Below are 24,355 nucleotides of genomic sequence, written 5' to 3'. Positions count from 1 at the left end.
TGAAAGGACAACGCCATGCCAGAGGTCGATATCGCCTTTGACACCTACCATGACTACGAGGCACTGACCGTGCATCTGCACGCGCTGGCAGAAGCCTACCCGCATCTGTGTACGCTCACCTCCATCGCCAAGAGCTTCCGTGGCCGCGATGTCTGGTTTCTGACGATTACGAACCCCGAGACCGGACCCGCATCGGAAAAGCCGGGTTTCTATATCGACGCGCAGATCCATGCGGAGGAGCATGCGACCAGCGCCACCGCGCTATATGCCTGCTGGTATCTGCTGACAAAATACGGGCGGGACGAAGAGGTGACGCGGCTTCTCGACCGGCAGGTGTTCTATATCGTCCCGCGCATCAATCCCGATGGGGCGGAATACGCGCTGACCACTCCCTATCATCCCTGGTGCGGAAACGGCCGTTTCCTGCCCGGCGAGGACAGGATCGAAGGGCTCATCCCGCAGGATATCGATGGCGACGGATACATTGTCCAAATGCGCGTTCCGGACGGCAAGGGCGAGTGGAAGAAAGATGACGAGAACCCCGACATCATGGTGCAGCGCGAACCGGGAGAGGAAGGGGGCACTTATTACCGGCTCTACCCCGAAGGTATGATCCGCAATTATGACGGCGTCCATGTGCATATCGAAATGCAGCAGGACGGGAACATGAACCGCAACTTCCCGACCAACTGGACACCGCAGGAATATGGCGCGGGCGACTATCCGTTTTCCGAGCCCGAAGCGGCGGGCATCGGCAAATTGATCCTGGATCATCCCAACATCACCGGCATATGTGCCTATCACACCCATGGCGGCATCATCCTGCGGCCGTCCATGCTGCAGCCCGACAGTGAGATGAGCCCGCCCGATCTGGCGCTTTACAAGGCGCTTGGCGAGGTCGGGGAGCGCCTCACCGGATATCCCACGATCTCGGTCTATGAGGATTTCACGCCTGACAAGACCAAGGCGCGGCATGGCTCCCTGACCGACTGGACCTATGAGGAGATGGGCATCATCTCCTTCGCGACCGAGCTTTGGGATCTGGAGCGCACCGCGGGTGTGCCCAAGGAAGGCTATTACAACCTCGGTCCGCGCGACGCGGCCACCCAACGGCTGGTGCATGATTGGGTGGTGGAGAATGTCGGCGCGCACGGCTTCCGCCCGTGGACCGCGTTCGACCACCCGCAGCTTGGCCCGGTGGAGGTGGGCGGCATGGTTTATATCTGGAGCTACCGGAACCCGCCCGGCACCATGCTGGAAGAGATCTGCCACAACAATGTGCTGTTCAACCTCCGCCATGCGGCGGCGGCCCCGCGGATCGCCGTGGACACGCTTGAGGTGGAGGCGCTTGGCGCGGATTTGCACCGGATCACAGCGGTCGTATCGAACCACGGCTATCTGCCCACGAACCTGTCGGATGTTGCGGTGAAGAACGGTGTCGCCAAGCCGGTGACCGTGGAGCTGGACTGCGAAGGGGCGGATCTGGTTATGAACCCCGGCGATGTGAAGCTTGGCAACCTGGCCGGGCGAAACGAGCGTCGCTATGCCTATTCCAACTGGGGTCAGCAATGGTCCCCGGTGACGAAGAAGGTGGAATGGCTCGTGAAGGCGACTGCGCCGGCGGCCAGTGTCACGGTCACGGCACGTTCGGAAAAAGGCGGCGTTCACCGGCAGAGCGCCGCGCTTGATTGAGATCGGAACCAAGGAAAAGGACCCCCGGCATGACATCTTCCACCATCACGCTCAGCAGCCCGCCCGATGTGGCCCGTGCCCCGACCTATGAACACGCCTCCCGCGCGGGCGATTTCATCCATGTGGCGGGGCAGGTGGCCCGCGACGAAAACGGAAACTGGATCGGCGGCGACGATGCCGGAGCCCAGGCCGTTCAGGTCTACCGCAATATCGGCCGGGTTCTGGCCCATATGGGGGCCCGACCGCAGGATGTGGTCAAGATCACCGTCTACATGCTCGACCGGGCCGACAGCGCGGCGATCACCAAGGCGCGGCTGGATTTCTTCGGGGATCACAAGCCGCCTCATACCGGGTTGCTGGTCGCGGGCCTCGGCGGGCCGCAGGTCAAGCTTGAGGTGGAGGTGGTCGCATATCTGCCAGGCGCCTAGGGCGTGGCCTCCCGCGCCGGAGCCAGAGGGCGGGCGCGGGATCTCTCTTTCATGCCGACAGCAAATCGGCTCCCGCGGGCGTGGGGCCGTTCGCACAGGCATTCGCGACAGCTGTCAGGACATGGCCCGTTCCATGCACGGTGCGGATCAGATCCCGGTCGAGCCCGGCCTCGCCGAGTTTCCTGCGCAGTCTCGCGACATGGGCGTCAATCGCCCGGTTCGTTGCGGTCACACTGTGGCCGTACAACTCGCGCATCAGACGATCCCGGGACACGACCTGACCGGACGACTCGACAAGGCAGCGCAGGATCGCGAACTCCATGGCGGTAAGCGGGATCGGTCGGATGAACTGATCGAACAGAGTGCGGCGCGGAATGTCGAGGGTGAGACCGGCGAAGCTGTAATGCTCCGTCTCCTCCTCCGCGGTCTTGTCCGCCACCATGTGCCGCCGCCGCAACACGGTGCGGATGCGCGCCAGAAGCTCGCGCGGTTCGAAAGGCTTGGTCAGATAATCGTCGGCCCCGATTTCCAGACCGATGATCTTGTCATAGATCTCGTCGCGTGCGGTCAGAAAGATGATCGGCATGGACGAGCTTTTGCGCAGTTCCCGCGCGATGTCGAAGCCATCCAGATCGGGCAGGCCCACATCGAGGATCATCAGATCGAAGTCGCGATGCTCCATCGCCATGCCCATCTGCACGCCGGATCCGGCGGTGGAGATATCGAAACCCTGCTTTGTCAGAAACCGGTCGAGAAACTTCGTGAGCTGCCGATCGTCATCTACTGCAAGGATGCTATCTGCCATTGACCTGGGCCTTTCCTGGATCGTCAACTACCCATAATAGGACTGGAGGATGCAGCATTGATCTCGATCAAACATTTGTCTTTGGCGATGATCGCATCTGCGGCGGTTCTGATCTGGGCGCTTGCGGCGGGGCTGCATTTCGGTGCCGAAACCCGACGGCATTTTGCGGATCTGACCGAGAGCTGGACCCTTTATTCCAGCGAAGCCGAGCAGACCGGAGACTGGATCAGCGCGATCCGCGGGCATCTGGGCTACGGCGGGATTATCCACAATTTCAAGAACTACGTGATCCGCCAGGATCCCACCTATCGCGACGAGGTGCTGCGGCAGCTTGAGCGGTTCGAAGGTGTGGTCGCGGCCTACAGGGCAAGTGAGCCGTCCGAGGCGGAGCAGGCCGCGCTTGGCGATATCGTCGATACGGTCGCGCGCTACCGCGACAACCTGGCCATCGCCGACAGGGGGGCCGCGGCAAATTGGCCGGCTGAGCGCACCGACGGGCTGGTGCGGGTGGACGACGCGCGCGCCATCGCCGGGCTCGCCACGCTGGAGTCGGTCTGGCGCGATGCGCGGCGGCAAAGCACCGCGCGGCTTATCGATGCCGTCCGGCGGGGCGAGACGCTGACGATCACGGGGTTCGTGGCGATGTTCCTGCTGGTGGTCGCGGCGGCGATCTTGTCGACGCTGATCTTCGTGCTGGCCCGGAACGTCCGCAGGTCGGTGGCCCGTCTGGCCGAGGAGCTTGCGGCGCGCGCCCGGGTCGAGCGATCCGAGAAACTGCTGGCCGAGGTGGTGGAGCAGAGCCCGGCCACGATCCTGATCACCGATACCGGCGGGATTATCCGCTATGTCAACCGCCGCTTCGAACAAGCCTCGGGCTGGCCGCGGGAAGACGTGATCGGGCAGACGCCGAAATTCCTCGAATCCGGGGATACGCCGCGCGACGATTACAAGGAGATCTGGCGCCTGTTGCGAAATGGAGATCGGTGGCAGGGCCTGTTCCGCAATCTACGGCGCGACGGGTCGAGTTTCTGGGTGGATACGGTGATCCTGCCGCTTCGGGGCACCGACGGCGTGATCCACAGCTATGTGGGCGTGGGCGAGGATATCACCGACCGCCGCGAGGCCCGCGATCAGGTCGCGCGCGCCCAGAAACTGGAAGCGGTGGGGCTGCTGGCCGGGGGGATCGCCCATGATTTCAACAATATCCTGACCACCATCATCGGCTCGGCCCATCTGGCCGCTGAAGAGGCCGCGACCGGGTCGGAGCAGGCGCAGGATATCGCCCAGATCTCCATCGCGGCCCGCCGCGCAAAGGCGCTTGTCCGGCAGCTTCTGGGCTTCGCCCGCCGGGAGACGTCGAAATCCGAACCGATCAAGCTTTATGGCGCGATCGGGGAGGCCGCGGATCTTTTGCGCGCGGCGATTGCGCCGACCATCTTGATCGAGACGCCTGACGATGCCCCGATCTGCGTTCTGGCGGATCAGACCCATCTGCATCAGATCCTGATCAATCTCGGCACCAATGCGGCCGAAGCGATTGGCGAGCGGCCCGGATCCATCCGCTTTTCGGTGGACCGGCCGACCGATCCGCCCGCGGATCTGCCCGATCGTCCGGATGGCTGGGTTCAGCTTTGCGTCGATGACGACGGTCCCGGCATCCCCGAGGTCGAGCGGCAGCGGGTATTCGACGCCTTCTACACCACCAAACCCCTGGGAAAGGGGTCGGGGCTGGGCCTCGCGGTGGTGCAGGGGCTGGTTCAGGATATGGGCGGGCTGGTGCGGATCGGGACATCGCCCGAGGGCGGCGCGCGGTTCTGTGTCTTGTTGCCTGCGGCCGCGGCCGGCTCCGGGCAACGGGCGGTTCCCGACGCGGGTGTGGTGCCGCATGGCCATGGCCGGCTTCTGCTGGTCGATGACCGGACAGAGATCGCCGCGACCTTCCGCCGGGTCCTGGAGCGCCTGGGTTATCGCGTGGATGCCTTCACCGCGCCCGAGATCGCGCTGAAGGCCTTCCGTGAGAAGCCCGACCGCGTCGATCTGGTGATTTCCGATGTGGTCATGCCGGGCATGTCCGGAACCGAGTTGGTAACCGAAATGCGCAAGTTGCGGCCCGATCTTCCGGTGGTTCTGTGGACCGGGTTCAAAAGAGCAGCACTCGATCTGCCGGGCCCGGCGCCGGCGGTGTTGAGCAAACCCGTCGACCCGCTCGATCTGGCGCGCGCCGTTCATGAAGCGCTCTTGCCAGCCAAGCAGTCCTGAGCGACGGCGCCTCGCACGGCCGTCACAACCCGTCACATCTTTTCACGCTTCGTCGCCTCGGCCGCAACATGCGTTAACAGCGTCGGCGTTAACCTTTGAGTCGACCCCGCGATCCTGCGGCGCGCGCTTTTGCCTGCGCCCAGGGTCCGCCGGTGCGAGCGTCAGGAACTGAAAGGACAGCAAGATGCGAGAAACCCCCACCTTTCTGCCACGGGCTGCCCGTCGTCTTGGTGGTGCGGCCCTGGCCGCATTCTTGATGGCGAGTGGCGCAATGCCGCAAGGCGGTGCGCCGGAGGTATTCGCCCCGCTGCCGGACCCGCGCGAGGTGAATGCGGCGCGGGCAGCCCTCGGCGAGATGTTGTTTTTCGACAGCCGCCTGTCCGGTGACATGGCCAATTCCTGCGCCACCTGCCACAGCCCCGAAGCCGGCTGGTCGGATGGCCAGCCGATGTCGACCGGCTATACCGGCGTCGAGTATTTCCGCAACGCGCCCAGCCTCTTCAACGTGGCGAACCGCACATATTTCATGTGGGACGGGCGGCTCGACGGGGCCGATCTGGGCACGGTCGTGCGCGACATGATCACCGAAAGCCACACGATGCTGATGGACAGCCGCCTGATGCAGCATCGTCTGGCGCAGGTTCCCGAATATGCCCGGATGTTTCAGGACGCCTATGGCAACGAGCCCTATGGCGGGCGCATCTACGGTGCCATCGGCGAATACCTGAAAACCATCCGCACCGAAGGGGCCCCTTTCGACGCCTATTTGCGCGGGGACGAGGCTGCGATATCCGAGGCCGCGCTGCGTGGGATGGACCTGTTCGCGGGGGAGGCGGGATGCGCCGCCTGTCACGCCGGCGCGATGTTGTCGGATGGCGGGCTTCACGCCACGGGCGCGCCGGATCACCCCGAGCTTCTGGGAACAGCCGGCGATGCGGAAATGACCGCGCTGCGGCAGATCACGCTGCTGCGCCACTACGCCACGATGGGCACGCCCAACTACATGAACCTGCGCGAAGATGTCGGCCACTACGTCGTGACAAAGGACGAGGCCGACTGGGGCCGCTTCGTCACGCCCTCCCTTTGGGATGTGGGGCAGACCGCGCCTTATATGCATTCGGGCGTCTACGGCACACTTGAGGAGGTCGTGGCCTTCTACAACGACGGTGGCGGCGCGGACGATCGCGCGGGGCTGGAGCCGCTAGATCTCAACGATCAACAAATGGCCGATCTGGTCGCCTTTCTGGACAGCCTGACCGGCAACGCGCCGAATGTCACGCTGCCGGATTTGCCCGATTACGAGCTTCGCACCCTGGGCCAGAATTGAGGAGAGACATTATGAAACGATTTGCAGTCATCCTCGGCGGCGCATCGGTGCTCGCGCTTGCGGTGGCGGCCAATGTGGCCGCCGACACGGAGGATTTCCCCCCGCTTCAGACCTTGGGGCCGCCGCCCATTCCAGCCGACAACCCGATGAGCGAAGAGATCGTCGAACTGGGCGAGATGCTGTTCTGGGACGGCCGGCTTTCCGGCAACGGAACCATGCCTTGTTCGGCCTGCCACCTGCCGGATGTCGGCTGGGGCAACGGGACGCCGATTTCCTTCGGCTATTCCGGCAACCAGCACTGGCGCAACAGCCAGACGATTCTGAACTCGGCCTATTACACGCGGCTTTTCTGGGACGGCAGTCAGACCTCGCTTGAGGCTCAGGCCAGTGCGGCCGCAGGTGGGGCCGTGGGGGGCAACGGCGACGGGTCGATGATGGAGATGCGGCTGCGTTTCGTTCCGGATTATGTCGAGCGTTTCAACGACGTCTTCGGGACGGACTATCCGCGCGTCAGCCAGGCGTGGAATGCGATTGCCGCGTTTCAGCGGACGGTCGTGACCGACGCGGAGCAGGTGCCCTTCGATCGCTACCTTGCGGGCGACCAGGGCGCTATGAGCGACAGCGCCCTGCGCGGGATGGAGCTTTTCAACGGCGAGGCTGGCTGCATCGCGTGCCACAACGGTGCGCTCGGCTCCAACCAGCAGTTCTACAACACGGGCGTTCCCACGCCGCCGGAGTTCAACGAGTTCCCCGAGTTCCAGTTGGTCATGCTTTGGGAGACCTATGCCAAGGGCGCGTCGGAAGAGCTGTACCGGACGGTGACCGACGACATGGGCCTTTATCATGTCACCAAGCGGCCCGGCGATATCGGCAGCTTCCGAACACCGTCGGTGCGCGAGCTGGTATGGACCGCGCCCTATATGCACAACGGCGTCTTCGCCACGCTTGAGGACGTCGTCGCCTTCTACAATGCGGGCGGCGGAGAGGAGCAGACCGCGGAGCTGGAGCCCCTGAACCTCGACGATCAGCAAATGGCCGATCTGGTGGCTTTCCTGGAGGCGCTCTCGATGGACGAGCCGCTTCTGATGGAACCGCCGGAGATCCCTGAAACCGCAACCTGGGCGGAGTTCGACCAATGACACAAAAAGCCAAGGCCGAGGGTGTCGGCCAAAAACACCCTTGTTCGGCAGTCAGCCGCCGCCAGTTTCTGATCCTGGGCGGAGCCTCCGTCGCGGTGCTGGCCACCTACGGGACGGGTGCCGGGGCGCAACAGCTTGTCTCCTCCTCCTATGTCAGGACCGTGGTGGGCAAGGTGTCGGAGCTTGTGCCCGGCGAGGCCACGACCTTCCTCTATCCCAATGACGACGTGGAGAACGTCCTCGTGATGCTTGGCGAAGAGGCCGGGGGCGGCGTGGGCGAGGGGCGCAATATCGTCGCGTTCAACACCATCTGCCCGCATATGGGCGGTTATATGGGGGCCGCCGATTTCCATGCCGAGCATTCGGTGCTCGGGCCATGTCCACTGCACCTGTCGACCTTCGATCTGACCAAGCACGGCATGATCGTATCCGGCCATGCCGTGGAGAGCCTGCCGCAGATCGTTCTGGAGATCGATGGCGATGACATCGTGGCGACGGGCGTGATGGGGCTGTTCTACGGCTATAACCAAAACCCCTCGGGCGAAGCGTAAGATAGGAGCACGACCATGAATGAGACTGTCGTCAATAACCGCGATTACGTGCCCCTTCCGCCGCCCGATGCGGAGATTCTGACCACGGCGTGCAGCTATTGCATCGTCGCCTGTTCCTACAAGGTCTATCGCTGGCCCGTGGGACGGGAGGGTGGACAGGCCGCCGACCAGAATGCCTTCGGCGTGGAGTTTCCCACTTTCGGCGCGCCCTGGGTCGCGCGCAGCCAGCACAATATAGGCATGCATGAGGGGCGCCCGCACCATTTCGTCATCATCGCAGATGCCGATGCAGAAGTGGTCAACCCGAATGGCAACTATTCCGTCCGGGGCGGCACGCTCGCGCAGAAGATCTACAACCCCGATACCCCAACACGGGACCGTCTGAAATACCCGCAGATCCGCATTGGCGGCATCCTGACCCCGGTAAGCTGGGATCTGGTGACCGATGTAATGGCGGATATCTCGCAATACATCCTTTCCGAATATGGCGAGCATGCCTGGGGCATGAAGACCTATTCCTACGAGTATTTCGAGAACACCTATGCGATCTCGAAGCTGGTCAATCGCGGCGTCGGCACGCCGGTCTATGCGCCCCACGACAAGCCTCAGGCCGCCGAGGACGCCGCCGGGCTGGACGATGCGGGGATCAACTCCTTCGCGGCCTCCTATGAGGACTGGGGATCCTGCGATGTTGCATTTCTGTCAGGGGTGGATCCCTATGAGACCAAGACGGTGCTGTTCACCGAATGGATGATGGGTGGCGCCAATCCGGGCAAGCAGATGATTTTCGTCACCCCGCACCGGACCATGGGTGTGGAATACGGCATTCGCAATGGCGGCCTCTGGCTGCCGATCATTCCGGGCACCGATACCGCGCTGCATCTGGCGCTGGCCAAGATCATCATCGACAACGGCTGGCAGGATCGGGAGTTTATAGACAACTGGGTCAATAACCGTTGGGAAATCGAGTCGGGCTATGGGCGCGGCACGCGCAACACCCGCTGGCAGTGGCGCACGACCTGGGGCCGCTGGCAGTCGGACTGGGAGGATTTTCAGGAGTTCATCGCCAATGAACCGGCCGCAGAACTGGAAGAGGCCGCCCGGATCACCGGGCTACCGGCCGAGGACATCCGGCGCGCCGCCGAGATGATCGCGCGCCCGCGGGAGGATGGCACCCGGCCAAAAACCTCATTCATGTTGGAAAAAGGCAACTACTGGTCCAACAATTACATGAACACGGCCTCTCTGGCGTCGCTTGGTCTGATGTGCGGCGCGGGCAACCGGCCGGGTCAGGTGATCAGCCGCGGCGGCGGTCACCAGCGTGGTGGCATGAGTGCCGGTGGCGGGCGCGGATGGCTCTCGCCCGAGAAACATCCCGGGCGCCGGAAGAAGGCGCTGAACGTGGACCGTTGGGTGATGGACGGCAATGTCCGCTTCATGTGGACCATCGGGCTGACATGGTTCCCCGCGATGCTTGCGTCGCAGGAACTGGCCAGCCGTGTCGCCGACATGACGGTGCGCAACCCGAACCAGCCCCGCTCCGTCGATCGCGACCACCTGTTCGAGGTGTTCAAGGAACGGGTGGATTCAGGGGGCATGGTGCTGGTCGACAGCGACATCTACCCGGTCGAGCCGCTCAACACCCAATACGCCGATATCGTATTGCCCGCGGCCGGGTGGGGCGAGGTGGATTTCGCCCGCTGCAATGCGGAACGCCGCCTGCGTCTCTATGCGAAGTTCAACGATGCGCCGGGTGAGGCGAAACCGGACTGGTGGGCCATAGGTCAGTTCGCACAGAAGATGGGATACGAGGGGTTCGAGTGGGAGGAGTCCAACGATATCTTCGAAGAGGCCGCGCGCTTCTCCCGCACCGGGGTTCTGTCCTACAACGTGCTGGTTCGCGAGGCCCAACGCGAGGGCAAGACCGGGCATGAGAAACTGCGCGAGCTTGGCACCACGGGCATCCAGACGCCAATCCGCATGGTCGACGGGCAGATGGTCGGCACGCAGCGTCTGCATGATCCGTCCAACGACTGGGGCGAGATCGAAGGCGATACGTTCGACCGCAAATGGCTCTATGCCTTCGGCACGCATACCGGCAAGGCCAACATGCTCAAGACCCCGTGGACCAATGACAGCTGGTCGGATTTCTACGAGGCGATCAAGCCGCGGGCCGAGAAGGGCGAGATCTGGATCACCAATGGCCGGGTCAACGAGACATGGCAGTCGGGCTTCGACGATCTGCGCAAACCCTACCTGGCCAAGCGCTGGCCCTGGCCGCATATCGTGATCCACCCCGATGATGCCGCGCCCCACGGTATCGAAAGCGGCGATCTGGTGGAGGGCTACAACGACACGGTCTATGTCCAGACCGGGGAGCCTGTGGGCGTGCTCGACGGAGATTTGAGCTTCTCCAGGCTGATGGAAAACGGCCATATCCGCACCACCGAAGGGCAGTTCGTGGCGGTCGCCATCGTCTCCGACGAGATGCGGCCCGGCGTGGCTAAGGCGGCGTTCAACTATCCGGGGTCCATGGCTAACTCGGTTTGTCATGCGGTGCCCGATCCGGTCAGCGGAAACTACCGCTACAAGCTTGGCCGCGGGGTTCTGCGCAGGATCGGGGAAAGCGCCTACAAGGACAACTTCCTGGAGATGTCCCTGAAACCGCGGCCGATCATGTCCTAGGCCGCGCATCAAAATGGCCCGTCCCGCCCGCGACAGCCTGCGGACCGGGGCGGGCCTTCACTTTTCGCGGCGGGGGTCAAAAAGAATGCGTTTGGGTGTCATTTATCCGCAGCAGAAGGCCGGGGCCGACGCTCTGCTCCGCGGCCTGGCGGCGCGGCTTGAGGCGGGCGGTCTGCGTCTTGCCGGCACGGTTCAGTCCAATGCGGCCCGTGCCGATGGCGGGCGCTGCGACATGGATCTCCGTGTGCTCGGTGGCGGGCCCGGTATTCGTATCAGCCAGTCGCTCGGGCCGGGGTCGCGGGGATGCAGGCTCGATCTCTCCGCGCTTGAAGGCGCGGTTGAAGAGGTGCGGGCGCGGATGACGCCGGATACCGATCTGGTCATCATCAACAAGTTTGGCAAACACGAGGCCGAGGGCCGTGGCTTCCGCCCGCTCATCGCCGATGCTCTTGCGCTTGGCTTGCCGGTTCTGACCGCGGCGAACACGCTCAATCGTTTCGCATTCGAAAGTTTCGCCGCCGGCCTTGCCGAGACTGTGCCCGCCGACCCTGACAGGTTGCAGGCCTGGATCGACGACGTGTTGGGAGATCAGCGGATCGCTGTCTGACGGAACATTTCCGGTTGGTTTGGCGGGGCAGGGCAGGGGCGTTGCGTCCGCCCCGGCCAAAACGCGGACGGTGCGGGCGAAAACGCTGCGCTGCCGATCCCTTAGCTCAGGGCCTTTTTCAACGCCGCCAGCTTGTTGTTGAGATGCGCGGTCAGCAAATCGCGCAAGCGCGCGCCGTTGCGGGCTTCTAGCGCGGCGAGAATGTCGTGATGTTCCTCCACCGCCTCGGCCCATCGGCTGTCCGAAACGTTTGCCAAAAGCCGCGCCCGTTCAACCCGGGACGACAACATCGTGTAATGCTGCGCCAGAACCGGATTGCGGGCCGCCGCCATCAGCGCATCATGGATGTCGCGGTTGGCCTGGAAATAGGCGGGTCTGTTCCCGGCCTCATAGTGCCGGAACATATCCCGATGGCGCAGGGCGATCCGCGCGATCTCGTCATCGCTCGCCCGTGCGCAGGCAAGTTCGCCGGCCAGACCTTCCAGAACCGCTATGACGGGGAAGGCCGCCTCAAGCTCTTCCATTGTGACGTTCGACACCCGCGCGCCACGGTTCGATTCAAGGACCACCAGACCTTCATTGGCCATGACCTTGAGCGCCTCGCGCAACGGTGTGCGCGACACGCCGAGGCTTTCGCACAACTCGCGCTCGGGAACTTTTGCGCCGGGCGCCAGCGTGCCCTGGACGATCGCTTCGCGCAGACGGGTCACAAGTTCTTCGTGAAGCGACGGGCGGGTCAACGGGGTGGACAGGTTCATCTCAGCGGTCTCCCTCTGCCAGGGCCATTTCAAGCACCCGCGCCACATGTATCGCCGCGCGGCCCGCGCCGTCGGCGATCTGGTGGCGGCAGGACGTGCCATCGGCGACGATCAGCGTGTCGCAAGGCGCGTTCCGCACAGCCGGAAGCAGATCGGCCTCGGCCATCTTCAGCGATATGTCTACCGTATCACGGCCATAGCCGAAAGCCCCGGCCATACCGCAGCAACTTGTCTCGATCAGCTCGACCTCGGCACCCGGGATCAGATCAAGCGCCGCCTGCACATCCGTCATCACCTGATGCGCCTTTTGATGGCAATGCCCGTGCAGCAGGATTTTCTTGCCCAAGGGCTGCAGCGGCAGGCGTATGTCCCGCTTGACGAGAAACTCCTCCAGCATCAGGGCCTGCGCGGCAACCGTCTCGGCCCGGCCATCGGTGATCAAGGCGGGGATTTCATCGCGCAGCGTGAGGAGCGAGGAGGGCTCAAGCCCGATAACCGGCAGACCGGCCTCCGCATGGGGTAGAAGCGCGGAGATCAGCCGCTCGGCCTCGGATCGTGCCTCATCCACCAGACCGACGGACAAAAGCGTCCGGCCGCAATCCAGCGGGCGCGTGCCATCGAGGGGCGTGGCGACCTGAACCCTGAGCCCCGCGGCGCGCAGCACGCGGCCCGCGGCGCGGAGGTTTTCGGGTTCGAAATAGCGGTTAAACGCATCGGCGAACAGGATCACATCGGGTGCGCCATCGGCAAATTCATTATCCCGAAACGGATGTGAGGACCATATCGGCAGATCGCGGGAGGCCGCAAACCCGGTCAGCCCTTCGGTCAGTTTCGCGACGCCGGGGATGCGATTGCGCAAATTCATCAGCCACGGCACGCGCGACGCCAAGGGCGCGTAGCGGGGCATCCGACCCACCAGACGGTCATGCAGGGTCAGCCCGTATTTCGCGGCCCGCGCGGCCAGAACCTCGGTTTTCATCCGGGCCATATCCACGCCGGTGGGGCATTCGCGCTTGCAGGCCTTGCAGGAGACGCAGAGCTTCATGGTCTCCGCCATCGCGTCGGAGGTCAGCGCGTCGGGCCCAAGCTGGCCGGATATTGCGAGCCGGAGGCTGTTCGCCCGCCCGCGTGTCACGTCGCGCTCGTTCCGGGTCACGCGGTAGGACGGGCACATGGCGCCGCCTTTCAGCTTTCGGCAGGCGCCATTGTTGTTGCACATCTCCACCGCTCCCTGAAAGCCGCCGCCCGCACCGGGCCAGTCAGACCAGTCGAAGGCGGTTTTCAGCGGCGGCACGGCATAGGCGTCGCTGTAGCGGAACAGGTTGCGGTCATCCATTCTGGGCGGATCGACGATCTTGCCCGGGTTCAGAACGCCATCGGGGTCAAACCGCTCTTTCACGTCGCGGAACAGATCGGTGATCTCGGTCCCGTACATGCGTTCATGGAATTCCGAGCGGACGATGCCGTCGCCATGTTCGCCGGAATGCGAGCCCTTGTACTCGGCGACCAGCGCAAAGGCCTCCTCCGCAATCGACCGCATCTTCTTTACGTCGTCTTCAAGCTTGAGGTTCAGGACCGGCCGCACATGCAGGCATCCGACGGAGGCATGGGCGTACCAGGTGCCTTGCGTGCCGTGGCGCTCGAACACTTCCGTCAGCCTGGCGGTGTAATCGGCCAGATCGGTCAGTTCGACTGCGCAATCCTCGACGAAGGAAACGGGTTTGCCCTCCTGCTTCATCGACATCATGATATTGAGGCCGGATTTTCGCACCTCCGCGATCTGGCCTTGCAGGCGCTGGTCGGTGATCTGTTTCACACCACCCCAGTTGCGGCCTTCGCCACGCCACGAAAAACCCAGATCGCCCATGCGCACTTCGATTTCGGTCAGCTTGCGCGCATTGGCGGCGGCTGACCCCTCGTCGAACTCCACCAGCAGCAGCGCCGCCGGATCGCCCTCCACGAAGGCCTCGATGGTGCGCCGGAAGAGCGGTATCTGCCGCGAGAGGCCGATCATCGTGCTGTCGACCAGTTCCACCGAAAGCGGGTCGAGCGCGACCAGATGCCGGGTTGCGTCCATCGCCTGGTAGAAGCTGGGGAAATGGCAGACGGCGAGAACACGTTCCCCCACAAGGGGCCAGAGCTTCAGCTCGATTGCCGTGAAATAGGCCAGCGTGCCTTCGGAGCCGACCAGCAGATGCGACAGGTTTACCGGTGCCGCGCCAGGGACCAGTGCGTCGAGATTGTAGCCGCCGACCCGGCGGTTCAGCTTGGGAAAGCGGGTGTCGATCAGATCGCCATGGGTGGTGCCGATCCGAAGCATGTCATCCACGATGGCCTGGGCCGGGTGATTGGAGAACGCGCCGCCCGGAACCTCGGCAAAGCGCGCCTCGGTCCCGTCGGCGAGAAGCGCGTCGATGGCATGGACGTTGGACCGCATGGTGCCATAGCGAAGCGACCGCCCACCGCAGGAGTTATTGGCCGCCATGCCCCCGATGGTGGCGCGCGACGCGGTGGAGACATCGACCGGAAACCACAGCCCATGGGGTTTCAGCGCGCGGTTCAACTCGTCCAGCACAACGCCGGGCTCCACCACGGCGCGGCGGTTTTCCACGTCGATCTCCAGAATGCGGTTGAAGTGTTTGGAGTTGTCGAGGATCAGTCCGGAATTGACCGTCTGCCCACATTGGGACGTGCCGCCCCCGCGCCCGGTCACAGGAATACCGGCGTCCCGCGCCGCCGCGAGCGCGCTCGCGATGTCGTCCTTTGAGCGGGGAATCGCCACCGCCGCGGGCATCATCTGATAGATCGACGCGTCCGTGGAATAGCGGCCCCGCGAAAACGCATCTTCGAGGATTTCCCCGGAAAACCGGCCCTTTAGAGCGTCCAGCGGCATATCGATCTCCTCCGTCTCGTCCCGGCTTGACACCGGATCATTTCAAATTGTATTCATAATTCAACATTATGCATTCGGCAATATGTCGCGTCTTGGTCGGGCCGGATCAGTGGGAGGGTATCCAATGACATCGAGAAAGGCCGGTCGGCATTTCCTGCAAATCCCCGGGCCGAGTGCGGTGCCCGATCGTATTCTGCGGGCGATCAGCGCGCAAACGATAGACCATCGCGGCCCGGATTTCGCCGCTGTCGGCAAGGCGGCGCTGGAGGGTATGAAGACGATCTTCAAGACCGATGCGGGCCATGTCATCATCTTTCCGGCGTCCGGCACCGGCGCATGGGAGGCGGCCCTGATCAACACTCTTTCCGAAGGCGACCGGGTGTTGATGTACGAGACCGGCCATTTCTCCATGCTGTGGATGAAGATGGCCAAACGTCTCGGGCTGGCGCCTGAATTCATTGAAGGCGACTGGCGCGGCGGCGCAGACCCCGACGCCATCGCGGAGCGTCTGCGCGCGGACAAGGGCCACGAGATCAAGGCCGTCTGCGTGGTGCATAACGAAACCTCCACCGGATCGGTTTCGCCCATCGCCGAGGTGCGGGCGGCCATGGACGCGGTTGGGCACCCGGCACTTCTGATGGTGGATTCCATCTCCGGGCTCGCATCCGTCGATTTCCGCTTCGATGAGTGGGGCGTGGATGTGTGTGTTTCGGGCTCCCAGAAAGGTCTGATGCTGCCGCCGGGTATCTCGTTCAACTGCGTCAGCGACAAGGCGATGGAGATCTCGCGCGGGGGCGGCATGCGCCGGTCCTACTGGGACTGGCAGGATATGACCGGCCCGAATGAAACGGGGTATTTCCCGTACACGCCCGCGACCAACATGCTCTACGGCCTGAACGAAGCGGTTGCGATGCTGCATGAAGAGGGGCTGGAAAACGTTTTCGCGCGCCATGCCCGGCACGGTGCGGCGACCCGCGCGGCCGTGCGGGCCTGGGGGCTGGAGGTGCTTTGCCGCCAGCAGGGACAGGAAAGCGGCGTGCTGACCGCCGTTCTGATGCCCGAAGGCCACAGCGCCGATGCGTTCCGCGCGACGGTTCTGGCGCATTTCGACATTTCGCTCGGCAATGGCCTCTCCAAGGTTGCAGATCGAGTATTCCGCATCGGACATCTGGGGGATTTCAACGATGCGATGCTGATCGGCACCCTGTCGGGGATCGAGATGGGGCTGTCGAAGGCCGGCATCCCGCATTCAACAGGAGGAACTGCGGCTGCGATGAAGGTTCTGGAGGAGAACGTTCCGCAACATCTCGCCGCGGAGTGACGACCTGAGGGGGCGGTCCACGCATGTGTGGCCCCGGAACGCCCGTCACGAAAGTGCCGCACGCCAAAGACAAGTTCTTGGAGGAGAGAATATGCTGTCTCTGAAAATCACCACCATCGCCGCGGTAATCGCCGGCATGTCCATTGCCGCACCGGCAGCCCTGGCCCAGGATTACCCGTCGCGCACGATCGAGGTCATTCACTCCTATGGGCCGGGCGGCGGCACCGACCGTTTCGTGCGGGCCGTTGCGGTTCCGTTCGAGGAGATCTCGGGCCAGTCCATGGTGCCGATCTCTATCCAGGGCGGTGGCGGCATGCCGGCCTTCGCCAACTTCCAGCAGCGCCGCGTTGACGGCTACACGCTGATGGCGATCAGTCCCGACCAGATCATCGCTCATGCCCTTGGCCGGATCAGCATGGACGCGTTCCAGCCGCTGGCGCGCGTGCAATACGATCAGGGGATGATCGTGGTGCCTGCCGACAGCCCGTTCCAGACCATCGAGGAGTTCATCGCCCATGCCCGCGAAAACCCCGGCGATCTGACCGTGGGGATCACCGGCGCCGCCGGGTTCGACGATACCGTGATGGGTCTTTGGAACATCGAAACCGGTGCCGAGGTCACGACCGTGCCGTTCGGCTCGTCCGAGATGGTGTCAAACACGCTCGGCGGACAGGTGGATGCTATGCACGAGGAATATGGCCCCGCACGCGGGTTGATCGACTCAGGCGACATGCGCCCGCTCGTGGTCTTTTCCGACGAGCGTTTGCCGGTGCTGCCGGATGTACCCACCGCGGTCGAGCTTGGCTATGACGTGACCCTTGGGCGCTGGCGGGCCTTCGCAATGCCTGCGGATGCCGATCCGGCACATGTCGAAACGCTTTACGGTCTGATCTCCGAAGCCGTCGCCTCCGGTGCGTATCAGGAAGTGCAGGAGCAGGCCGCGCTTCAATTCCGCTCCGAACTGCTTGGTCCCGAAGAGTTTCAGGCTTTCATCGACGAAGAGATAGAGGTTTATACGCGCGTTCTGGATGCGCTTGGCCTTCTGAACTGACGCGCACCGTTATGGCGGGCCCGGCCGATCATGCGCCGGGCCCGCCACCGGGCGCCGCGTGGTCCCCGGCCCGCCTCATATCCCGATAGGAGCGAATAACATGGCACATCGCCTGCTGGATCTGGCCTTTGCAGTCTTTCTTTGCGGCCTTTCGATCTTTCTGTGGGTCGTCGCGGACGGCTTTCCGGAATCGCGCCGTTTCGCGCAGGCGGATGCCGATTACTGGCCCAAGATCATCTTCGGGACGATGGCCCTGATTGCCGCTATTCTGGCCATCCGCTCCGCGTGGGACATGCGCCGCAGCGGTATGTCGGCGGCGGGGGCCTTCACGATGTCGCGGGATTTCCGTAACTCGGCGCTACGGATCGGCGGGATGGGCGTGCTTGTGCTGATCTATTTCGTCGCGTTCCAGCATCTGGGTTTCATCCTGGCGACGTTTACGTTTCTGGTGCTGGCAAGCTTCGTTCTGCCCTATCGGAACAACCTGACGCGGGTGCTCTTCGCGGCGGGTTTTACGGCGGTGCTGGTCCTGTTCTTCACGCAAGCGCTTGAACTGCCGCTGCCCCGGGGAACCGGGGTTTTCTATGATCTGAACGTGCTGTTCTACTAAGCTCCGGAAGGATACCGCCCATGTTGGAAGCCTATGGTTCAGCGCTTGCCTATCTCTTCGGCAACCCGTCGTCCTTTCTGCTGATCATCTTCTCGGTGATCTGGGGGATCGCATTCGGCTCGGTCCCGGGCCTGACCGGTATCGTCGGTGTTGCGCTTCTGATCCCGTTCACCTTCGTGTTCGACCCGACGGCGGGGCTGCTGCTGCTCTCGGGGGTCTATGTGGGCTCCACATTCGGCGGCTCGATCTCGGCCATTCTGTTCAACACGCCGGGCAGTCCCGAGGCGGCCTGCACCGCGCTCGACGGCTATCCCATGGCCAAGAAGGGACAGGCGGGCAAGGCGCTCGGGATCGCGCTCGCCTCCTCCGCGATCGGAGGCATTTTCGGCACGATCGTGCTGATGCTTCTGGCGCCGCCCATGGCGCAATTCGCCCTGAATTTCGGCCCGGCGGAGTATTTCGCGCTGGCGGTTCTGGGGATCACTGCGATTTCCGCCATCGGCGGCGGCTCGATCCTCAAGGGGCTGGTCGCGGGGCTTCTGGGCCTCGGGATCGCGACGGTCGGTCTTGACCCGATCACCGGGACGGAGCGGTACACGTTTGGCAATCTCTCCCTGCTGACGGGGATCAGCTTCGTCCCGGCCATCATAGGCACATTCGCTCTGGCGGAGGTTCTGCAACGGGCGGGCGAGAAGACATCGACGGCCGAGGTGATCACCGATGTCTCTACCAAGCTGCCTAGCATGAAGGAATTCATGGCGACGCGGTTCACGCTCCTGCGGTCCTCCTCCATTGGCGCGGTGATCGGCGCACTGCCCGGTGTGGGCGCGACCACGGCGGCCTTCATCAGCTATTCGGAGGCGGTGCGCTGGTCGAAAAGACCGCAGGATTTCGGCACCGGCGTGGCAGAGGGTATCGCCGCCCCGGAATCGGCCAACAACTCCGCCGTCGGCGGCTCGATGATCCCGCTTCTTGCCCTTGGCATTCCGGGAAGTGCCACGACAGCCGTCATGCTGGGCGGGTTGACGATCCACGGGATCATCCCGGGGCCGCTGCTGATGGAGACCAACACGCAGCTCGTCTATACCGTCTTCATCGGCATGTTCATCGCCAATATCCTGATGCTGATCTTCGGCATCCGGGCGGCGCGCTATTTCGCGCTGGTGCTGAAGGCGCCCTATGCGCTGGTCGGTCCGGCCATCGTCGTTCTCTGCATGACAGGCGTTTATGCGCTGAACTCCAACATCGTTGATGTCGGCGTGATGCTGGCCATGGGCGCGTTCGGGTTCCTGCTGCGCAAGCTGAGATACCCGATCGCCTCCTTCGTGATCGGCCTTGTCCTTGGCCCGATCGCCGAACGCAGCCTACGCCAGGGTCTGGTGATAAGCGATTACGATTACTGGGATTTCGTGTCCCGCCCCATCACTGCGGTTCTGCTGATCGCCAGCCTGCTTTCCCTGATCTACGGCTTCTACGGCCAGTGGAAGCGGCATCGGGAGGGCCGGGGTTCGCCCGCAGCCACGGGATAAGAGTGGCTCGAAAATCAATGCATGGCCGCGGGGATCACCCCCCGGGGCGGCGATGCCGCTCCAGAGTTAACTTGCGTTCATGCCATACGCCGATCATTCTGCCATGAAGGACGCGCAACGGCACAGTGGCAGTTGTGCGGGACGTGGGCGCAGGCCGGCCCGTGCACAGGAATGCGCCGGTAGGACGGGTGTCGCGAAACTGTTCGATGACACGATGGCGCGGCGGGCGGAAACATGGGTGATCCGGGCAAGGGCTGGATCCGTCATTTCGAAGGGTTGCAAAGCCTTTCGGAAGAGATGCAGGCGGAGCTGATCAAGGGTAGCAAGGTGGTGTCGGTGCCGTCCGGCACGCAGGTTTTCGAGCCCGGGCAACCCGCAGACAATCTGCTTTTGCTGCTGGAAGGCACGGTGCGTGTACACCAGAAATCTGACACCGGGCGCGAGGTCCTGCTTTATCGAGTGCATGCGGGCGAAAGCTGCGTGCTGACAACGGCCTGCATGCTGGCTTGCGAGAACTATTCCGCCGACGGGCTGGCCGAAAGCGACGTGTCCGCAGTCGCCATTCCGCGCGCCACGTTCGACGCTCTCGCCGCGCGGTCGGATGTGTTCCGCAACTTCATCTTCACGGCCTATTCGCGGCGGATCACCGCCCTGTTCACGCTGATCGATGATATCGTGTTCCGGCGTCTGGACGTGCGTCTGGCCGGGCGGCTTCTGGAACTGGCGGGCGCGGGCGACGTGGTGCAGGCCACGCATCAGATGCTCGCCACGGAGCTGGGCACCGCCAGAGAGGTGATCTCCCGCACGCTGGCCGAGTTTCAGCGCCGGGGCTGGGTAGAGCAATCCCGCGGCGAGCTGCGGCTTGTCGGGCGCGGAGGGCTGGAACGCCTCGCGCGATCTGCGGGAGAATGGTGACGAAGTCACCAAGCCCGAGACCTGTAATGTGTCATACTGGTAAAAACCGACCAGAAGGAGACGGATATGACCATCAATATGGGTAAGATCGACCGGGGAATACGGATCGCAGTCGCGGTTGTTCTTCTCGGGCTCGCATTCGGGACCGGCTTTGCCGCAACCGGCGTTTTGCATTGGCTCTTCATCGCGATCGCGGCGGTCTTCCTGCTGACCTCCGTGCTTGGCAATTGCCCGCTTTACAGCCTGATCGGGATCAAAACCTGTCGCATGAACTGACCGCGCCGGGCGGCGGGTCGCGGGTGATGTAGCCCAGGGCGGGCAGGGCGGATTTGTCCGGCTTGCCCCATGTCAGTTCCGCCGGGTGGCATTGCCGCCATGAGCCGTTGTGAGCACGATCTCGTCATCCGGCTGCAGGGTGAGTCCGCTTACGAAGCCCGCCTGTTCGAACACGCGGCCGTTGCGACGAAGCGACAGGCTGTTTGTGCCGCCGTCGCTTGCGCCCGGCAGGGACCAGACCGGTACGACCGCATGGGAATAGCCCGCGGACATGACCGCGGCGGCCCGCATGCGAAGGCGGGTTTTGATGCCCCGCCCGCCGGGCCGCTCGCCCGGCTGCGCGTATCTGTTCCCCAGTGTCTTTTCCACGACTTCAAAGCCGTATCGTGCCTCCGCGACCTCCACGGGACAGTTGAATGTATCACCATGGCTGGTGGAAAACATCGCGTCGTTTCCGGGTCGGTCCGGCGTCGCGCCCCAGCCACCCATCTGCGGCTCGACCATGGCATAGCGGCGGCCGGTATCGGGGTTGATCCCTGAAATCACCGTCCCGAAGATCGACGCGAAATGGCCGGCCGGCAGATCTGCGCCCGCCTGCGTGGCCAGACCGCGCCAAAGCATGTCGATCAGCCTGATCCGGGTTTCGAAATAGTAGCCATGGGGGGCGTGGGGGTCCGGGTCGAAAATGCTGCCCGGCCGCGTCAGCACGTCGAGCGGCTCGAAGGATCCGGCATTGGCGAAGCGCGCGGGGTCCGTCAGAGCCTTGAAGAGGATCTGACAGGCGATGACCGCGCCGTCGCGGCTGGTATTGTAGGGGCCTTCGGTCTGCTCAGGCGCATCGCGCAGATCGACCGTGAACCGCTCCGCCGTGATCGTGATCCCGGCATGCCAGATCCCGCCGTCATCCTGCGGTTGGGTAATCCCGAAGGTGCCGTGGGGCAGGCGCCCCAGACCGGCCGTGGCACGCGCGTGGCCAGTCCTGCGTGCTTCGGCGATGGCGGCGCGAAACGTATCGGACCCGTAGCGCGCGCACAGCCCGCGAACAAGCGCGGCCGCCCGCCGTCCGGCCGAAACCTGCGCCCAGAGATCGCCAGTCGCCTGATCGGGCAGGCGCGAGTTGCAGCGGATGATATCGATCACGGCCTCGTTCTTCCGGCCGCCGGAGAACAGTCGAACGACCGGCAGTCGCAAGCCTTCGGCAACGATATCGGTCACATCGGTGGCCATCGAGCCGGGCGTGCGACCGCCGATATCGCCCCAATGCGCGATGGAGGCGACCCAGGCGACGCAGTCCGCCCCGACGAAGACCGGTTCGGCCACCACGACATCATTGAGATGGGTGACCCCGCCGTGATTGGGGTCATTTGTCAGGAAGACGTCGCCCGGCGCGACGGTGGAGCCCTCCTGCGTCAGGATGGCGGTCACCGTCTTGTCGAGCACACCCACGAAGGAGGGGATGCCCGCGCCGGAACTGACCAGCGCGCCTTCGGCATCGGTGATGCCCGTGCCCACGTCGAGCACCTCGTAGATGATCGGGCTCATGGCGGTCTTGCGCAGAACCTCGAACATCTCCTCGGCGGCGGACTCGAGGGCGGCCTGTACCACCGAAAGCGTGAAGGTGTCAGGCATCGATCCGCACGGCTGCGCGGGACAGATCCGACAGGATCTCGGGGCCGTCCGCCCGCAGGATCACGATCTCCTCCAGCCGGATGCCAAAACGGTTGGGCAGATAGATGCCGGGTTCGATGGAAAACACCATGCCTTCGTCCAGCAGGGTTTCCGACGCGCCTGTCAGATAGGGCGGCTCGTGCACTTCCACACCCATGCCGTGGCCGGTGCGGTGCAGGAAGTAGTCCCCGTACCCCGCCTCGGCGATGACACCGCGCGCCGCGGCGTCCACTGCCTTTGCCGGCACGCCGGGCCGTGCGGCGGCAAGGGCGGCCTCCACCGCCGCGTCGACGATGTCGTGAACCCTGTCATATCCCTCCGGCGCCTGTCCGAGGATCGCCATCCGCGTGATGTCGGAGGAGTAGCCCGCCATGCCCGCGCCGATATCCATCACCACGGCCTGACCGCCGGCCAGCCGTGTTTGGCCCGTATGGTGATGGGGGAAGGCTCCGTTCGGGCCCGCACCGATGATGGTGAAAAGTGGCTTCGCGCCTTGGGACAGGAAGCTTTCGCGCGCGACCTCGGCGACCTCCGCCTCGGTCATGCCGGGCCGCATCGCCGCCCAGGCGGCCTTCATCGCGGCATCGGCGCTCCGGGCGTTTGCTTTCAGTTTTGCGTATTCGTCGGCGTCCTTGCGCATGCGCAACGCACCCACAGTGGTCGCGGTGAATTGCCGTGTCGCACCGGGCAGCGCATCCTGAATGAGGGCGGCATGATCGGCTCGCATGGTTTCGTCGAGAACCAGCGACCGCGCGCCCGTCAGGTTGAACTCGCTCAGAAGCTTTGCAAGCGCCGCATCCGGCCCGTCGGCATCGTCCCACGGGAAAAAGGGCAGATCGGTCTGCTGTCGGGCGCTGTCTGCCTCCAGCCCAGGCATCAGAAAGCCCGCGTGATCGGCAGTGATACACGCCACCAGCGGCCGCTCGTCGCCATGGGGCCGCACATCCAGAAGCCAGGCCATATGCGCGCCCGGCCCAAGCGCGACAAGGTCCACACCTTCCGTTTTCATTGCCTGGCGAAGTCTGTTCAATCTGTCCATCAGGCTGCTCCCGAAATATGGTTTCCAAAGGGTCGGTTCACGTCGAACCCGCCGACACGGGCCATTTCCTCTTCCGGCGGGGCCTCGCAGGTCCATTTGCGCGACGGGACCCAGCCGCAATCGCGCCGGAGCGCGGCTGCATATTCGGCACGTTTGAAGGCTGCGATGGAGGGGTCGATGACAGGCACGCCAAGCTGGTCCTGCAACCGCTCGTGAAAGCCGATCTCCAGCGTGCAGCCCAGAATGATCGCTTCGGCGTAATCCTCCTCGACCGCGCGGCGTCCGGCCGCAAGCAGGCGTTTTTCGGTTTCGTCGTGATCGGCCTGAAATTCGGTTACGCCCAGTTCCACGTGGTAGAGACCGGTGCATCGACCGCCGTGACCATATTCCACGATATTGCCATGCATCTGGTTGGCCCATTTCCGCCGCCCGATGATCACACCGAAACGATTGGCCAGCGATGTCGCGATTTCGCAGGCGGCCATGCAGGGGGCCACGACGATCATGTCGCCGGACAATTCGCGCGCCTCGTGCAGGGCGGTGTCATAGAAACAGCCGATCACGAAGGCATCGAAATCGGCGCGCGCGGCGGCGCGGACCGCCCGCATCACGCCAGTGGTCACGCGGCCTTCATAGGACCGGTACTCGATATGCTCGAACGCGCCATCTTCCGGCGGAAGCGATGTGACATGGATTTCGGTGCCAGGTCTGGCATGGGCCTTGGTCGCATCCAGAAACACCTGATCGTAATTGCTGTTTCCGAGCGGGTTGTGATACATGATCTTGACCATTTTCAATCTCC

20 protein-coding genes are annotated in these 24,355 nt (G+C 63.8%); 14 read left to right on the top strand and 6 right to left on the bottom strand.

Annotated elements, in window-relative coordinates; genetic code table 11:
- The first annotated feature begins 15 nt into the window (after positions 1 to 15).
- Both D9R08_RS09245 and D9R08_RS09240 read left to right on the top strand, forming a co-directional pair.
- Complete coding sequence (locus D9R08_RS09245; RefSeq protein ID WP_121897770.1) at positions 16 to 1,692, top strand: M14 family metallopeptidase; 1,677 nt, start codon at positions 16 to 18, stop codon at positions 1,690 to 1,692.
- A gap of 29 nt (positions 1,693 to 1,721) precedes the next feature.
- Positions 1,722 to 2,120: a RidA family protein gene (locus D9R08_RS09240; protein ID WP_121897769.1), complete on the top strand. Its 399-nt coding sequence runs from the start codon at positions 1,722 to 1,724 to the stop codon at positions 2,118 to 2,120.
- A 49-nt stretch (positions 2,121 to 2,169) separates the two neighbouring features.
- On the opposite strand, the gene D9R08_RS09235 is transcribed toward D9R08_RS09240, so the two are convergent.
- A complete protein-coding gene (locus D9R08_RS09235; RefSeq protein ID WP_121897768.1) occupies positions 2,170 to 2,925 on the bottom strand; it encodes a response regulator transcription factor in 756 nt (251 codons plus the stop codon).
- Between the two features lie 87 nt (positions 2,926 to 3,012).
- On the opposite strand from D9R08_RS09235, the gene D9R08_RS09225 reads away from it, so the two are divergent.
- From D9R08_RS09225 to D9R08_RS09200, 6 genes are all read left to right on the top strand, one after another.
- Positions 3,013 to 5,184 (top strand): PAS domain S-box protein, encoded by a 2,172-nt coding sequence (locus D9R08_RS09225; RefSeq protein ID WP_158598964.1) that lies wholly within the window; start codon positions 3,013 to 3,015, stop codon positions 5,182 to 5,184.
- 184 nt (positions 5,185 to 5,368) lie between these two features.
- Positions 5,369 to 6,511, top strand: a complete 1,143-nt coding sequence (locus D9R08_RS09220) for a cytochrome-c peroxidase (protein ID WP_121897765.1) — start codon at positions 5,369 to 5,371, stop codon at positions 6,509 to 6,511.
- 11 nt (positions 6,512 to 6,522) lie between these two features.
- Positions 6,523 to 7,650 carry a cytochrome-c peroxidase gene (locus D9R08_RS09215; RefSeq protein ID WP_121897764.1) on the top strand — a complete coding sequence of 376 codons (1,128 nt, stop codon included), beginning with the start codon at positions 6,523 to 6,525 and terminating at the stop codon, positions 7,648 to 7,650.
- Positions 7,647 to 8,201: an arsenate reductase (azurin) small subunit gene (locus D9R08_RS09210; RefSeq protein ID WP_121897763.1), complete on the top strand. Its 555-nt coding sequence runs from the start codon at positions 7,647 to 7,649 to the stop codon at positions 8,199 to 8,201. The genes D9R08_RS09215 and D9R08_RS09210 overlap by 4 nt, the downstream gene beginning before the upstream one ends.
- A 15-nt stretch (positions 8,202 to 8,216) precedes the next feature.
- Positions 8,217 to 10,886: an arsenate reductase (azurin) large subunit gene (locus tag D9R08_RS09205; RefSeq protein ID WP_121897762.1), complete on the top strand. Its 2,670-nt coding sequence runs from the start codon at positions 8,217 to 8,219 to the stop codon at positions 10,884 to 10,886.
- Between the two features lie 85 nt (positions 10,887 to 10,971).
- A complete protein-coding gene (locus D9R08_RS09200; RefSeq protein ID WP_121897761.1) occupies positions 10,972 to 11,493 on the top strand; it encodes a DUF2478 domain-containing protein in 522 nt (173 codons plus the stop codon).
- A 101-nt stretch (positions 11,494 to 11,594) separates the two neighbouring features.
- Here D9R08_RS09200 and D9R08_RS09195 read toward each other — a convergent pair whose 3' ends face one another.
- Positions 11,595 to 12,251: a GntR family transcriptional regulator gene (locus D9R08_RS09195; RefSeq protein ID WP_121897760.1), complete on the bottom strand. Its 657-nt coding sequence runs from the start codon at positions 12,249 to 12,251 to the stop codon at positions 11,595 to 11,597.
- Position 12,252: 1 nt separating this feature from the next.
- Complete coding sequence (locus D9R08_RS09190) at positions 12,253 to 15,144, bottom strand: FAD-binding and (Fe-S)-binding domain-containing protein (protein ID WP_121897985.1); 2,892 nt, start codon at positions 15,142 to 15,144, stop codon at positions 12,253 to 12,255.
- 124 nt (positions 15,145 to 15,268) lie between these two features.
- Here D9R08_RS09190 and D9R08_RS09185 point away from each other — a divergent pair, with 124 nt between their 5' ends.
- From D9R08_RS09185 to D9R08_RS09160, 6 genes are all read left to right on the top strand, one after another.
- Positions 15,269 to 16,465: a pyridoxal-phosphate-dependent aminotransferase family protein gene (locus tag D9R08_RS09185; RefSeq protein ID WP_121897759.1), complete on the top strand. Its 1,197-nt coding sequence runs from the start codon at positions 15,269 to 15,271 to the stop codon at positions 16,463 to 16,465.
- A 91-nt stretch (positions 16,466 to 16,556) separates the two neighbouring features.
- Positions 16,557 to 17,516, top strand: coding sequence for a Bug family tripartite tricarboxylate transporter substrate binding protein (locus D9R08_RS09180; protein WP_121897758.1), 960 nt, complete (start codon positions 16,557 to 16,559; stop codon positions 17,514 to 17,516).
- Positions 17,517 to 17,616: 100 nt separating this feature from the next.
- Positions 17,617 to 18,126 carry a tripartite tricarboxylate transporter TctB family protein gene (locus D9R08_RS09175; protein ID WP_121897757.1) on the top strand — a complete coding sequence of 170 codons (510 nt, stop codon included), beginning with the start codon at positions 17,617 to 17,619 and terminating at the stop codon, positions 18,124 to 18,126.
- A gap of 20 nt (positions 18,127 to 18,146) precedes the next feature.
- Positions 18,147 to 19,655 (top strand): tripartite tricarboxylate transporter permease, encoded by a 1,509-nt coding sequence (locus D9R08_RS09170; protein ID WP_121897756.1) that lies wholly within the window; start codon positions 18,147 to 18,149, stop codon positions 19,653 to 19,655.
- A 234-nt stretch (positions 19,656 to 19,889) separates the two neighbouring features.
- Entirely contained in the window at positions 19,890 to 20,570 is a 681-nt protein-coding gene (locus tag D9R08_RS09165) for a Crp/Fnr family transcriptional regulator (RefSeq protein WP_121897755.1), read from the top strand.
- Positions 20,571 to 20,636: 66 nt separating this feature from the next.
- A complete protein-coding gene (locus tag D9R08_RS09160) occupies positions 20,637 to 20,846 on the top strand; it encodes a YgaP family membrane protein (RefSeq protein ID WP_121897754.1) in 210 nt (69 codons plus the stop codon).
- 72 nt (positions 20,847 to 20,918) lie between these two features.
- Here D9R08_RS09160 and D9R08_RS09155 read toward each other — a convergent pair whose 3' ends face one another.
- The 3 genes from D9R08_RS09155 to D9R08_RS09145 are packed head-to-tail and all read right to left on the bottom strand — an operon-like array spanning position 20,919 to position 24,344.
- Positions 20,919 to 22,475, bottom strand: coding sequence for a hydantoinase B/oxoprolinase family protein (locus D9R08_RS09155; RefSeq protein WP_121897753.1), 1,557 nt, complete (start codon positions 22,473 to 22,475; stop codon positions 20,919 to 20,921).
- Complete coding sequence (locus tag D9R08_RS09150; protein WP_121897752.1) at positions 22,468 to 23,553, bottom strand: M24 family metallopeptidase; 1,086 nt, start codon at positions 23,551 to 23,553, stop codon at positions 22,468 to 22,470. Before D9R08_RS09150 ends, D9R08_RS09155 begins: the two co-directional genes overlap by 8 nt.
- Entirely contained in the window at positions 23,553 to 24,344 is a 792-nt protein-coding gene (locus tag D9R08_RS09145; RefSeq protein ID WP_121897751.1) for an aspartate/glutamate racemase family protein, read from the bottom strand. Before D9R08_RS09145 ends, D9R08_RS09150 begins: the two co-directional genes overlap by 1 nt.
- Positions 24,345 to 24,355: the final 11 nt, after the last annotated feature.

Origin of the sequence: Rhodophyticola porphyridii, from assembly GCF_003688285.1 — a bacterium.
GTDB lineage: Bacteria > Pseudomonadota > Alphaproteobacteria > Rhodobacterales > Rhodobacteraceae > Rhodophyticola > Rhodophyticola porphyridii.
The sequence above is the reverse complement of the archived record's forward strand: the minus strand, read 5'-3'. Positions and strand labels throughout refer to the sequence as shown.

What these genes read in the sequence shown, in the direction of transcription:
- D9R08_RS09205 (WP_121897762.1), top strand. Translation starts at nt 8,217, where the DNA reads ATGAATGAGACTGTCGTCAATAACCGCGATTACGTGCCCCTTCCGCCG.
- D9R08_RS09215 (WP_121897764.1), top strand. Translation starts at nt 6,523, where the DNA reads ATGAAACGATTTGCAGTCATCCTCGGCGGCGCATCGGTGCTCGCGCTT.
- D9R08_RS09225 (WP_158598964.1), top strand. Translation starts at nt 3,013, where the DNA reads ATGATCGCATCTGCGGCGGTTCTGATCTGGGCGCTTGCGGCGGGGCTG.
- D9R08_RS09155 (WP_121897753.1), bottom strand. Translation starts at nt 22,475, where the DNA reads ATGCCTGACACCTTCACGCTTTCGGTGGTACAGGCCGCCCTCGAGTCC.
- D9R08_RS09145 (WP_121897751.1), bottom strand. Translation starts at nt 24,344, where the DNA reads ATGGTCAAGATCATGTATCACAACCCGCTCGGAAACAGCAATTACGAT.
- D9R08_RS09165 (WP_121897755.1), top strand. Translation starts at nt 19,890, where the DNA reads ATGGGTGATCCGGGCAAGGGCTGGATCCGTCATTTCGAAGGGTTGCAA.
- D9R08_RS09200 (WP_121897761.1), top strand. Translation starts at nt 10,972, where the DNA reads ATGCGTTTGGGTGTCATTTATCCGCAGCAGAAGGCCGGGGCCGACGCT.
- D9R08_RS09190 (WP_121897985.1), bottom strand. Translation starts at nt 15,144, where the DNA reads ATGCCGCTGGACGCTCTAAAGGGCCGGTTTTCCGGGGAAATCCTCGAA.
- D9R08_RS09240 (WP_121897769.1), top strand. Translation starts at nt 1,722, where the DNA reads ATGACATCTTCCACCATCACGCTCAGCAGCCCGCCCGATGTGGCCCGT.
- D9R08_RS09195 (WP_121897760.1), bottom strand. Translation starts at nt 12,251, where the DNA reads ATGAACCTGTCCACCCCGTTGACCCGCCCGTCGCTTCACGAAGAACTT.
- D9R08_RS09150 (WP_121897752.1), bottom strand. Translation starts at nt 23,553, where the DNA reads ATGGACAGATTGAACAGACTTCGCCAGGCAATGAAAACGGAAGGTGTG.
- D9R08_RS09175 (WP_121897757.1), top strand. Translation starts at nt 17,617, where the DNA reads ATGGCACATCGCCTGCTGGATCTGGCCTTTGCAGTCTTTCTTTGCGGC.
- D9R08_RS09235 (WP_121897768.1), bottom strand. Translation starts at nt 2,925, where the DNA reads ATGGCAGATAGCATCCTTGCAGTAGATGACGATCGGCAGCTCACGAAG.
- D9R08_RS09170 (WP_121897756.1), top strand. Translation starts at nt 18,147, where the DNA reads ATGTTGGAAGCCTATGGTTCAGCGCTTGCCTATCTCTTCGGCAACCCG.
- D9R08_RS09160 (WP_121897754.1), top strand. Translation starts at nt 20,637, where the DNA reads ATGACCATCAATATGGGTAAGATCGACCGGGGAATACGGATCGCAGTC.
- D9R08_RS09180 (WP_121897758.1), top strand. Translation starts at nt 16,557, where the DNA reads ATGCTGTCTCTGAAAATCACCACCATCGCCGCGGTAATCGCCGGCATG.
- D9R08_RS09245 (WP_121897770.1), top strand. Translation starts at nt 16, where the DNA reads ATGCCAGAGGTCGATATCGCCTTTGACACCTACCATGACTACGAGGCA.
- D9R08_RS09185 (WP_121897759.1), top strand. Translation starts at nt 15,269, where the DNA reads ATGACATCGAGAAAGGCCGGTCGGCATTTCCTGCAAATCCCCGGGCCG.
- D9R08_RS09210 (WP_121897763.1), top strand. Translation starts at nt 7,647, where the DNA reads ATGACACAAAAAGCCAAGGCCGAGGGTGTCGGCCAAAAACACCCTTGT.
- D9R08_RS09220 (WP_121897765.1), top strand. Translation starts at nt 5,369, where the DNA reads ATGCGAGAAACCCCCACCTTTCTGCCACGGGCTGCCCGTCGTCTTGGT.